Origin of the sequence: Vibrio sp. V03_P4A6T147 (assembly GCF_002241085.1) — a bacterium.
GTDB classification, from domain to species: domain Bacteria; phylum Pseudomonadota; class Gammaproteobacteria; order Enterobacterales; family Vibrionaceae; genus Vibrio; species Vibrio anguillarum.
The window spans coordinates 1-12,717 of record NZ_NDIO01000297.1 but is presented as its reverse complement, the minus strand read 5'-3'; the positions used below and the strand labels follow the sequence as shown (position 1 = coordinate 12,717).

General features: G+C 47.4%; 6 protein-coding genes. 4 read left to right on the top strand and 2 right to left on the bottom strand.

Features of this window, described 5'->3' with window-relative positions; all coding sequences use genetic code 11:
• The first annotated feature begins 201 nt into the window (after nt 1–201).
• The 4 genes from B9J84_RS11695 to recD all read left to right on the top strand — a co-directional run bounded on the left by B9J84_RS11695 (nt 202) and on the right by recD (nt 10,774).
• Complete coding sequence (locus tag B9J84_RS11695; RefSeq protein WP_013856149.1) at nt 202–1,218, top strand: TDT family transporter; 1,017 nt, start codon at nt 202–204, stop codon at nt 1,216–1,218.
• Nucleotides 1,219–1,316: 98 nt separating this feature from the next.
• A complete protein-coding gene (gene recC / locus B9J84_RS11690; protein ID WP_094124189.1) occupies nt 1,317–4,760 on the top strand; it encodes an exodeoxyribonuclease V subunit gamma in 3,444 nt (1,147 codons plus the stop codon).
• Between the two features lie 273 nt (nt 4,761–5,033).
• On the top strand, nt 5,034–8,651 hold the full coding sequence (recB, locus tag B9J84_RS11685; RefSeq protein ID WP_094124188.1) for an exodeoxyribonuclease V subunit beta: 3,618 nt from the start codon (nt 5,034–5,036) through the stop codon (nt 8,649–8,651).
• Entirely contained in the window at nt 8,648–10,774 is a 2,127-nt protein-coding gene (gene recD / locus B9J84_RS11680) for an exodeoxyribonuclease V subunit alpha (protein WP_094124187.1), read from the top strand. Before recB ends, recD begins: the two co-directional genes overlap by 4 nt.
• A gap of 114 nt (nt 10,775–10,888) precedes the next feature.
• Here the strand turns inward: recD and B9J84_RS16365 are convergent, their stop codons facing one another.
• Nucleotides 10,889–11,068, bottom strand: coding sequence for a hypothetical protein (locus tag B9J84_RS16365; RefSeq protein ID WP_013856153.1), 180 nt, complete (start codon nt 11,066–11,068; stop codon nt 10,889–10,891).
• 257 nt (nt 11,069–11,325) lie between these two features.
• Nucleotides 11,326–12,663: an amino-acid N-acetyltransferase gene (gene argA / locus B9J84_RS11670; RefSeq protein WP_026027647.1), complete on the bottom strand. Its 1,338-nt coding sequence runs from the start codon at nt 12,661–12,663 to the stop codon at nt 11,326–11,328.
• Between the last annotated feature and the right edge of the window lie 54 nt (nt 12,664–12,717).

The following is a 12,717-nucleotide window of genomic DNA, read 5'->3' as shown; positions in this document are numbered from 1 at the left end:
CGCCTCTGCAGCTTGGGTCAAGGTTTTGTGTTGCGTAATCGAAGTGAATACTTTCAATTGCTTAAGAGAAATATTGGCAGCCATAATTTTGTTTAATTAATCTGAACGTGTGTTCTATATATTTAGATATATCAGAACAAAAGGCAAGCGTATGATAGCGACATTGAACAACTACTTTGTTAGTTCTGATGAGAGGTCAATATGATTCGAGCAGCAAAAGCGAAAGTTATGGGTGCGCCAACCCCTATGGCGGGTTTAGCTCTAGGCATCGCAAGCTTGGGTTGGAGTTGGGAAAACTTTGCACCATTACAAGGTTATGGACAATTAAGTGGGGCCGTTATTGCCAGCGTGTTACTGGTGGTTCTTGCGTTTAAATTTCTCTTTCATGGCCACTTATTACGCCAAGATCTCGCTCATCCGGTCGTGGGCAGTGTTGTGCCTACTTTTGCGATGGGCACCATGGTGGTTTCCAATTCATTAGGCCATTTTTACCCAATGGCTGGTGATGCGTTATGGCTATTTGCTGTGGGTTTACACATCATCTTCTTGGTTAGTTTTTTGTACCATCGTGCGCAGTCTTTTGAACTTCACCACATGGTGCCAAGTTGGTTCGTTCCACCTGTGGGTATTATTGTGGCCGACGTGGCGTTTTCTGGAAACCCAGCACTTGCACCAATCGCAAATGCAACCATGATGTTCGGTTTAGTCGCTTATGCGGTGATGCTGCCGATGATGATTTACCGTTTTATGTTCACACATGAAGTTCCAGATGCAGCAAAACCAACTATGGCTATTTTGGCGGCGCCAGCGAGCCTCTCATTGGCTGGTTACTTAACTGTCACGGCTAACCCATCGCCAGTGATTATCGGCATTTTATTTGGTATTGCCGTGTTAATGACAACGATTATCTACTTAGCTTTCTTTAAATTATTACGCTTGCCTTTTAGCCCAGGCTACGCAGCGTTTACCTTCCCAATGGTGATTGGTGCAACGGCGCTATTTAAACTCACACATTGGATGGAAACCGTTGGGGTGAGTGCTGAGTATGTACAGCAAGTGCATTGGTTAGCTGGGTTAGAGTTGATTGTGGCAACTATTGTGGTGGGTTATGTTGCTATTCGTTACTTAAATTTCTATCAACCTCATCGCGTGCTACTCAGCAGCATGAATGAGCTAGAAGAGCAAGATGAACACGCATTGAACTGTGAAATGAAATAGCCTGCAGTTTAGGCAATTCAAAACATAAAATCCTCAAGTATAGAATGCACTTATGCTAATCTCAGTCCTTATTGTGACAAGAAAAGCGTGAGTGCATTTTGTTTACTGTCTACCATTCCAATAAAGTCGATACCTTAAAGATCCTACTCGTGCATTTGATCAAAAGTGCACCGTTAGCCAACCCCTTTGAGAAAGAGCAGATCTTGGTGCAAAGCCCGGGGATGTCGCAATGGCTCAAAATGGCCTTAGCGAAAGAGCTCGGTGTGGCAGCGAACCTTGAGTTTCCTCTACCGGCGACCTTTATCTGGGACATGTTCACTAAAGTGCTACCTGATGTACCTAAGCGCAGCGCTTTTAACAAAGAAGCGATGACGTGGAAATTGATGCATCTGTTGCCAACTTTGCTCACGCTCGACCCCTTTGCCCCTTTGCAGCGTTACCTTGAACAGGATGATGACCATTCCAAGCTCTATCAGTTGGCCGAGAAAATTGCCGATATTTTTGATGGTTATTTAGTCTACCGCCCCGATTGGATTGCCAAGTGGGAGGCGGGCGATGATGTGAGCGAGATTGGTGATGAGCACCCATGGCAGCCGATATTATGGCAAGCCTTATATCAATACACGCTAGATCAAGGCCAGTCGCACTACCATCGTGCCAATCTCTATCAAAGTTTTATTGATCAGCTTGCGCGTGGCTCGGTTGATTTAACCAAACTGCCTAAACGTTTGTTTATTTTCGGTATTTCGTCACTGCCGCCTCGTTATATGGATGCACTCAAAGCGTTGGGCGATCAGATTGATGTTCACTTGATGTTTACCAACCCTTGTCAGCATTATTGGGGCGATCTTCGAGATAGAAAAACGCTCGCCAGACTGCACAGTCAGCAACGTAAAACGTTCGCCTTACAAGGTGATGAGATTCAGTTTGAAGGGCAACGCTCGCCGCTTAAAGGTGACATTGAAGCTAACCTCGTGGATGAATTGCATACCGAAGCTGCGGTTGGCAATGAGTTATTAGCCTCGATGGGAAAACTTGGGCGCGATAATCTTTTTTTACTCTCCCAAACGGAAAATGAAGAGCACGAATTTTTTATTGATCTGCCACGCGATAACTTATTGCATCAGTTGCAGGCCGACATTTTACATTTGCAAGAGCATCGCGATGATAGTCAACTGGACAGTAGCGACCACAAACAAGTGATTGCTTTGGATGATCCATCGCTCACTCTTCATGCTTGCCATAGCCCGATGCGAGAAGTGGAAGTGTTGCATGATCAATTGCTGGCAATGTTTGATGCTGACCCTGAACTGAAACCGCGCGATATTATTGTGATGGTGGCGGACATCAATGCTTACAGCCCAGCCATTGCGGCGGTATTTGGTAACGCGCCGGGTGAGCGCTTCATTCCTTACTCCATTTCAGACCGTACGGCAGATCAAGAGAGCCCGATCTTAGCGGCATTTATGCAATTAGTGCATTTACCCGATTCTCGCTGCCTAGCGTCAGAGTTATTAGAGCTGCTTGAAACTCCTGCGATGATGGCAAAATTTGAGCTTAATGAGCAAGACTTTGCGCAAGCTAAATTGTGGGTAGAAGAGTCAGGCATTCGCTGGGGGCTCAATGCGAGCACCGCGCAACAATTTGAGTTGCCGCAGACCGAACAAAATACTTGGCAATTCGGGATTGAGCGCATGTTACTTGGTTATGCCATGCCTGCCTCAGCAGGTTTATTTACGCAAGGCGAAGTGACGCTCGCGCCTTATAATGAAGTGCAAGGCATGAACGCTGAATTGGCGGGTAAATTAGCGCACTTTATTCAGCAAGTGAGCCATTACCGCGAGCAGTTAGCACAAATCCAAAGCGTCGACGAGTGGCGTCGCTTGCTCGGTGAGATGCTTGGCGCTTTTTTCAAGGTTGAGCTGGAAGGGGAGCTCGCACTCAAGTCGATTCGCGACACCTTGTCGCAGTTAAAAGATCAACTGGCCGAGGCCGGTTATGAGCAAGCACTTGCGCCAAGTATTATTACTCAATATTTGCAAAACAAATTGTCAGGTACGCGCATCAGCCAGCGCTTTCTGGCGGGACAAGTCAATTTCTGTACTTTAATGCCAATGCGTTCCATCCCTTTTAAAACCGTTTGTTTACTAGGAATGAACGATGGCGTTTACCCGCGCACTATGCCAGCCGAAGGGTTTGATTTGATGAACGGTCGCACCCGCGCTGGCGATCGCTCGCGGCGTGACGATGACCGCTATTTGTTCTTAGAAGCGATGCTCTCGGCGCAGCAAACCTTGTACATCAGCTACGTCGGACGCTCAATTCAAGATAATACCGAACGCGTTCCTTCAGTGTTGGTCTCTGAGCTTTTAGAGTATTGCCAACAAAATTACTGTTTGGTCGGGGATGAAGCGCTTGGCAGCGATCAATCGGCCAAAAATTTAGCCTGTGCTTTAACGACCACTCACGCCATGGTGCCTTTTAGCCCTAATGCTTTTTTGAGTAAAACTGGTAGCTATGCCAAAGAGTGGCTACCTGCCGCCAGTCGGCAAGGGCGAGCCAGTGGTGAGTTTAATCTCGCCCTAAGCGATTATTTACAAGGGGCGAGCTTTCCTGTCAGTTTAGATCTGGTTGAGCTGCAACGGTTTTGGCGTTTGCCTGTGCAATATTTCTTTAACCGTCGCCTTAAAGTGACGTTCGAGCCTCCGTTACCGGTAATGGAAGATGATGAACCCTTTGCCTTAAACGGCTTGGAGAGCTACCAGTTACGCGATGAACTGCTAGAGTTGCTGCTTGATCAACCCAATTCACCGCATGCCCTTGAGAGATTCATTGACCAGCAGCGCGCGCAAGGAAAGTTACCGATTGGTGCTTTTGGAGCCTTGGAATTTGAAACTAATCGCGTGCAAGCACAAGAATTGGCGCAAAGAATCGCTTTCTTATGCCATTCGCCACTTGATGACCAAGAGATCGATCTGCGATTTGAATTGTTTGGTGAAGGCAAAAACGTACAACTGACGGGGTGGCTGACTAAGCGCTATCAATCCGGTTTAGTGCGCTACCGCAGTGGTTCGATTCGCGCGCAGGACTATTTAGCCGCGTGGATTGATCATCTCTCACTAGCGGCGATGGGCGAAAGTCAACCTACTCATTTTATGGGCTACGATCGTAAAGAAGGTGTGCAGCATTTTATTTATCCGCCCATGCCCGATACCGAACAAGCCAAAGCGTTGCTCGCAGAACTGGTGGGTTTGTTTTATCAAGGTATGACAGCGCCGCTCGCTTACTTTCCAAAAACCGCGTTAGCCTGTGTGGAAGCTGGCTTCAGCCGTGGTCAATGGGTTGATGATCGCGATAAATCGCTCAAGAAAATGGCCGATACCTTTAATGAAAGTTACATGAGCCACGGTGAAGGAAGCAATGTTTACATCGCGCGGATTTGGCCGCAGTGGAATGAAGCCTTAGCTGAGCAGGTGCGTTTATTGGCCACGTTGGTGATGCAAGGGCCACGATTGTGGCTTCAAGTGGCGCAGGATGTTTAGCGATGGATAACTGCTTGGAAAGTAAAGTGGCCGCCAGTCAATCATTATTGTGTAGGGCGTTTTCTGTACGGCCACAGGTCAGAGGGACCATGATTTGGTTGGTTCGCATCATCGTGAGATTGACGAAACACGTGGCGCGGATAGTAAAGGCTGCCCGTTTGGCGAACCGTGAGAAAGATCTCACAACGTCTTAATTTATAAACTTATTTTGATTATTCATACCATTATTCAAGCGCGATCACATTCGCTTGCGTATTCAAAGGCTAACTGTTTATGAGTATGACCCCGGCTACGGTCACAACACCATTAAATACCCTTACGTTCCCGCTGCACGGTGCAAGGCTTATCGAAGCGTCGGCGGGCACAGGTAAAACCTTCACCATTGCAGGTTTGTATTTGCGCCTGTTACTTGGGCATGGTGATGCAAAGTCACGTCATCAAGTGCCACTAACGGTCGATCAAATTCTAGTGGTTACTTTTACTGAAGCTGCCACTGCTGAGCTTCGCGACCGTATTCGGCGGCGCATTCATGAGGCGCGTATCGCTTTTTCGCGCGGTTTCAGTGATGACCCTGTTATCAAACCGCTACTTGAGCAAACCCGTCATCACAAGCAAGCGGCGCAAATATTACTGCAAGCGGAACGGCAGATGGATGAAGCGGCAGTCTATACCATTCACGGTTTTTGCCAGCGTATGCTCACCCAAAATGCGTTTGAATCGGGAAGCCGTTTTAATCACGAATTTGTGACCGATGAAAGTCATCTAAAAGCGCAAGTGGTCGCGGATTATTGGCGTCGTCAGTTCTATCCGTTGTCGATTCAGCTTGCTGCGGAAGTGCGCCGTTTATGGTCATCACCAGCGGCGCTGCTTGAAAAAATCAGTGGCTATTTAACTGGCTCGGCGCTAACGCTCTCTGTTGAAGCGATGAGTGGCGATTTAAGCGCGCTTTATCAATCGTGCCTGTCACGCATAGAGTCGTTAAAAAAGCAGTGGCTTGATTCATGCGATGATTTACCGCCGTGCATTGAAGCTTCAGATTTGCATGCAGCAACCAAGAAAGCGTTACTGAAACGGCTAGAAGGGTTAGCGTTGTGGGCAAGCAACCCACAGCATGAATTGAACCTACCGAGTGAATTACAAGAGTTTGCACAAAGCGCGTTGGAAGCTAAGTCGAAAAAAGGTCAACCCCCGCAACATGCGCTGTTCACGACCATTGAGCTCTTTTTGCAACAACCCATCAGCTTAGAAGCGCCGCTGCTGGCGCACGCTATTACTCATTGCCGAGCCATGCTTGCCAAAGCGAAAGCACAAAAGCAGTGGTTATCGTTTGATGATTTGCTCACTCAGCTTTCTGCCGCGATAGATAATGATGAGCTGGGCATACTGACTGAGCGGATTCGCAGCCTTTACCCCGTTGCGATGATCGATGAATTCCAAGATACCGATCCGCTGCAATACAGTATTTTTAGCCGCATTTATCTGCCTAAGGCTGAATGCGGTTTGTTTATGATTGGCGACCCAAAACAAGCGATTTACGCGTTTCGTGGTGCAGACATTTTTACCTACATCAAAGCGCGTAAACAGGTGAGCGCACACTACACCTTGGGGACCAACTGGCGTTCTAGCGCGAATATGGTCAATGCCGTCAATCAGATTTTTAGTACGCCTGATAGTGCTTTTATCTACGACCAAGACATTCCCTTTTTACCCGTTGAAGCCAGCCCAAATGCGCAGCAGCGTCAATGGTGGCTTAACGGAACCGTGCAACCTTCGCTCACCTATTGGCTGCAAGAAGCGCAAGACAGTCCGTTGCCAAAAGGCGAATACCTGCAATGCATGGCCAAAGCGTGCGCCAGCCAAATTCAGACAATTTTGAGCGCCGCGCAGCATCAACAAGCGTACTTTGATACTGCTAAAGGGCAAAAGAGCGTGCAAGCCGGTGACATCGCAGTCTTAGTACGGACGGGTAATGAAGGTCGTATGGTGAAAGAGGCGCTTGCCACGCAAGGCATTGCCAGTGTTTATCTCTCGAACCGCGATAGTGTTTTTAGCAGCGAGGTAGCACAAGATGTACAGCGTCTATTGCAAGCGGTACTGACTCCTGAACATGATCGCGCCTTGCGGGCTTGTTTGGCCTCACCACTTTTCGCGTTAGATGCTGCCAGCTTGGATGATTTAAACAACGACGAATCGGTATGGGAAAGCGCGGTTAACGAATTTAAACAGTATCGCCAATTGTGGCTTGAGCGCGGTGTGCTTCCTATGTTGCGCAGTGTGATGAGTAAACGTCACGTCGCTGAACGTTGGCTGGAAGAGCCGCAAGGTGAGCGCTCACTGACCGATTTTATGCACATCGGTGAGCTACTACAGCAAGCGCGACAAGATATTGATAGCGATCACGGTTTGCTGCGTTGGCTGGCACAAGCTATCAGTGACGCCGAGCATGGCCTAGGGGGCCGTGATGATCAAATTCAACGTTTGGAATCCGAACGCAACTTGGTGCAGATCGTCACTATTCACAAATCGAAAGGTTTGGAATACGACTTAGTGTTTCTGCCGTTTGTGGTCAGCTACCGAGAGGCAAGTGAAGGCAAATATCATGATGCCGTGAATGAGGAAACGGTGCTGGATATTACCGCCAGTGAAGCTTCTCTCAAGCAAGCAGATAAAGAGCGGCTTGCGGAAGATCTGCGCTTGATTTATGTAGCGCTGACTCGTGCTGTGTATGGCTGTTTTATCGGCATTGCGCCGCTGCGTAATGGCCGCTCCACCAAAGAGCCAACCGGTGTGCATTTAAGTGCCATTGGCTATCTGCTGCAAAATGGTCAAGCCGCAGGCATTGCCGATCTTAACGCTGCGTTGCACGCTCAATCTAATCAATACATTCGTATCTCTGAGCCACCAGCCGAGCAACCAGAGCCCTTTAAAGCGTTGAGCGTCGAGACGCCGGTATTGAGTGCCAAAACACTGCAAGCGCAGATTGACCGTTTTTGGCGAATGACCAGCTATTCTGGGTTGGTAAAACAAGGTGTGAAACACGCTAGCCACGACGCGAGTTTAGAAGTCTCAGGCTTTGATATCGACTCTGTTGATGAGCAAGCGGAAGCTTTACTGGTTGAGCCCGAACGTTCCATTTTTACTTTTCCACGCGGTGCAACGCCCGGTACTTTTTTGCACTCTCTCTTTGAGGAGGTCGAGTTTACTGAGCCTGCTAGCAGCGATGCTAACCAAAAAGTGATACTGGATTTACTGGTGCGAGAACAAATCGATATTGAATGGTTACCAGTGTTACAAACGCTGGTCGATACCGTGTTACAGACACCTTTAGATGGCAAAACGTTGCGTTTGAACCAAAAAACCGCCACTCAGCGCTTGGTTGAAATGGAATTTCTATTACCGATAGAAGTACTGAGCGCTCCTGCATTGAACCGTGTCATTCAACGCCATGATCCACTGTCGGCCAAAGCTGGAGATCTTGGTTTTTACACTGTGCAAGGCATGCTGAAGGGCTTTATTGATTTGCTGTTTGAGCATCAAGGAAAGTATTACGTGCTGGACTGGAAGTCGAATCATTTGGGGGATGATGTGAGCGCCTATCATGGCGAGCGTTTGAAAGCGGCGATGGCAGAGCATCGCTATGATTTACAATATCAACTCTACGCATTGGCGCTGCATCGATTCTTACGCAGCCGTCTAGCAAACTATGACTACCATCGCCATTTTGGCGGAGTCTATTATCTCTTTTTGCGCGGCATGGATGGCGAGTCTGAGCATGGGATTTTCTCAACCAAACCGAGCTTTGAACTGCTTGATGAGATGGACAGATTGATTGATGGAGAAACCGTAGATACTCGCGCGACCGATGCAGGGCAAATGGAGTTAGATTTATGAGCAGTACGCTAATGATAACGCTTAAGCAGTTAGCGGAAAAAGGCGCTATGCGTCAGTTAGATTACCAATTCGCGCGTTTTATCGAACAAAAAAGCCAGCAGCAACTTGGCGCTGAACATAGCCAAGCGCTCGGATTTATTGCCGCGGTGGTCAGTGCTGAATTGGCCAAGGGGCATATCTGCTTACCTTTAGTGGATGCTTCAACGGCGCAGGGTGTTGATCTCACGGCTAAGTTAGGCTTGTTTGGTGAGGCTGCATTGGCGGTCAATCAGCACCTATTGGCGATTGATTGGCCTTGGCTACTCAACCGTTCAGACTTAGTCGGACAACAAGGGGAAGCGGTGCCTTTAATGTTTGATGGGCAACGTTTATACCTACACCGTTATTGGCATTATGAAGTTACCTTAGCACAGCGTTTAATCAGCTTTGGGACACCTATGAGCCTAAAGCCTACTGATGTCCAAAAGCTAAAGTTGCTGCTTGATACGCTGTTTGCGCGTCAATACCACTTTCTGCTCCATGCGCTTCGCCAATTGCCAGAGACAGCCAATGCATCAGCACGCCAGCAACAAGTGTGTGATTTTCTGGATGTGGTCAACGCCGATGAACTTGATTGGAATGAGATTGATCAAGTCATTAGCCAAGCACGTACGGCGAAAGAACTCGAGGCATTAGAGACGCTTATCCCGCAAAGTGCTTGTATCAACTGGCAAAAAGTCGCAGCCGCAGTGGCACTGACACGCCGCTTTGCCGTGATTTCTGGCGGGCCGGGAACCGGTAAAACCACCACGGTTACCAAATTACTAGCCGCTTTGATTACTCAAGCCCAACAGCAAGGTGAGACGCCCACCATTAAATTGGTCGCACCAACGGGTAAAGCCGCGGCACGTTTAACGGAATCGATCGGTAAAGCGGTGGCTGAACTGGCGGTTGAGCCGGCGTTGAAAGCGGCGATTCCCACCGAGTCGAGCACTCTTCACCGTTTATTGGGCGTCATACCTAACAGTGTTGAGTTTCGTCACCATCAGCGTAACCCGCTGCATTTGGATATATTGGTGGTTGATGAAGCATCGATGGTCGATTTACCTATGATGGTCAAGTTAATCGAGGCATTACCCAAACACGCACGCTTGATTTTACTGGGTGATAAAGACCAACTCGCGTCAGTCGAAGCGGGCGCTGTGCTGGGGGACATTTGTTCATTTTTGACCTTAGGCTACAGCCGATCTCACAGCGAACACTTAGCCAAGTTAACGGGTTATCAAACCTTGATTACTCATTCACACCCTAACGCAAGCCCGATTTCAGACAGCTTATGCATGCTGCAAAAAAGCTACCGCTTTGATGTCCGATCAGGCATTGGTCAATTAGCAAAAGCGATCAATGCTGGGCAAGTGGCTATGGTGGATGAGGTGTTAAAACGTAATTATGCTGATATTACGCACCACTCACTCAGCAGTGAAAGCTATAACCTAATGCTGAAAACCTTAGTCAAGGAGTATGGCCGTTATCTCACGCGCATCGAGAGTTCTGGTGCTTATACTGCGGAAACTCAAGCCCAAAAAGCCAAAGCCGTATTGGATTGCTTTAATCAATGCCGTTTGCTTTGCGCTATTCGTGAAGGGGATTTTGGGGTAAGTGGTTTGAATCAACGTATTGAACGTGCGCTGGTCGCACGTAAGTTGATCAAGACTCAAGATGAGATTTGGTACCACGGCCGACCCGTGATGGTGGCGCGTAATGATCATGGGCTGGGTTTGTATAATGGTGATATCGGCATATGCATGCTTGATACGAGCGAGCAAGAACCGCGTTTGAAGGTGTATTTTGAGCTGCCAGATGGTAGCGTGAAAGCTATTTTACCAAGCCGCGTACCAGAGCACGAAACAGCCTATGCGATGACCATTCATAAATCACAAGGCAGTGAGTTTGATCTAACGCTGATGATTTTACCGCCTGATTTTAGCCCGATATTGACCAGAGAGCTTATCTATACTGGCATTACGCGCGCCAAGAAGCAGCTGATGCTTTTTGCTGACATGGGAACGATGAAACGAGGGCTCAAGATAAAAACGCAGCGAGCCAGCGGCTTAGTTACGAGATTAGACAAGAGACTAGCGTAAATCAGCAACTAGGATAAACGAGTTTGAGCAGTCCCCACACAGTTTGAAGTTTACATGGTATGTTGAATTCATTCCGTTGTTTGGGGGAAGCTCAATTACTGATTTGGTGTGCTGCTATGCGAAAGCATGAGTAAAAGAGATGTTTCTGATTTTATAACGATCTTGCGAGCTGAGTATAAAGACTCGTAGCTTGTCGTTAACGGGAAATACGCAATGCACATGTTGGCCTTCAAGGAATTGGTTATCAGCCATATCCCAAAAGCTTTGAAGTGAGTTACAAATAACAGTTTTCATAGAATTTTTGCTCTTAAGTACGTGTCGTAGTAAAAGCAATCCGTGCAAGCCGACCTACTGGTATCTGACCAATCGGTATAAAGCCAAGTTCCTGTGTTGTTCATTAAATGTACATCATTAATGATGTCGGCGGATTCTACACATAATATTAAGTTAAATAAAGCGCTTATTTTGTATACAAAATAATGAAAACGTTTGCACTTGAACAAAGATAAACTATTCACCATAACTTAACGAATAAATACAATATCCTGACGTTAGAGCGTCAGTACTAAAATTTTTGAACGGCGTTGATAGTTGTACAAACTCTGTTTAGTTATCGGTAACGATTCCACACCGACTTCATAAAAACCTTGTTCTCTAAACCAATGCAAACTGTGCGTTGTCAAAACAAAGAGGCGATCTAAACGCATCGATTTTGCTTGTTGCTTCATGTGATTGAGTAACAATAAACCGCGGTTGCCGTCCCGATACTCCTGGTGAATAGCGACACACGCCATTTCTGCCATGCCCTCTTCTGGGTAAGGGTAAAGTGCGGCGCAACCAATCAATAAGCCATCTTTATCAATAATCGTGAATTTGTGGATCTCTTGCTCTAACTGCTCACGTGAACGCCGTACTAATATTCCTTGTTCTTCTAACGGGCGGATTAAATCGAAAATTCCGCCGATATCATCGATCTGTGCCTGACGGACTTGTTCGGCACTTGCCATGACAATCTGAGTACCGATCCCGTCAAAAGAGAACAACTCTTGGATCAAAGCACCATCTTGTTTGTAACTGACTAAGTGACTACGTGGCACACCTGCGCGGCACGCTGAAACGGCGGCTCGCAGAAAGCGTGAGGTACCTGAGCTATTATCCTGAACTTGGTCAGTATCTGCTTCAATACGCTGCATTATCCGTTCAACATCAGATGGGAACAGTTCAGCAATTGCGTTGCCTTGCTCATCGATAATGCCTTGCTCTGAGCAAAATCCGATCAGCTTATCTGCTTTTAGGCGTATTGCGACTTGTGTGGCTACTTCTTCAGAGAGCAAATTAAAACATTCGCCAGTGACGGAACTCGCAATAGGCCCCAGTAGCACGATCGAACCTTGGTCAAGCATACGGTTGATGCCTTCAATATCAATACGGCGAATGCGGCCACTGTGGCAATAATCGACACCATCATCTATACCTAATGGTTGAGAGATAACAAAATTACCACTAACGATATTGAGCTGAGTTCCTGCCATTGGCGTGTTATTTAAGCTCATTGAAAGGCGTGCTGTGATAGCGAGTTGGAGCTGCCCCGCGGCTTGCATGACTAAGCTGAGCGCTTCCTCATCAGTGACCCGAATGCCTTTGTGATAAGGAGTGGAGCAATGATGTGTCGCCAGAATTTGATTGATTTGTGGGCGAGCACCGTGCACCAAAACAATTTTGACACCAAGGCTATGCAGCAGTGCGAGATCGCTGATGATATTAGCGAAATTTTTATCGGCAATCGCTTCACCGCCGAGCATGATCACCATGGTTTTACCACGGTGAGCGTTAACATAGGGAGCAGATTGTCTAAATCCTTTAACGAGAGCTGTACTGCGAATTTTCACTCTGAGAGCACCTTGGTGTTTAAATATGTTCAAATAATGACTTTTTATTCACGT

Bases quoted from the DNA above. Each gene is read 5' to 3' on its own strand.
- B9J84_RS16365 (WP_013856153.1), bottom strand. From the start codon at position 11,068: ATGAAAACTGTTATTTGTAACTCACTTCAAAGCTTTTGGGATATGGCT.
- recD (WP_094124187.1), top strand. From the start codon at position 8,648: ATGAGCAGTACGCTAATGATAACGCTTAAGCAGTTAGCGGAAAAAGGC.
- recB (WP_094124188.1), top strand. From the start codon at position 5,034: ATGAGTATGACCCCGGCTACGGTCACAACACCATTAAATACCCTTACG.
- B9J84_RS11695 (WP_013856149.1), top strand. From the start codon at position 202: ATGATTCGAGCAGCAAAAGCGAAAGTTATGGGTGCGCCAACCCCTATG.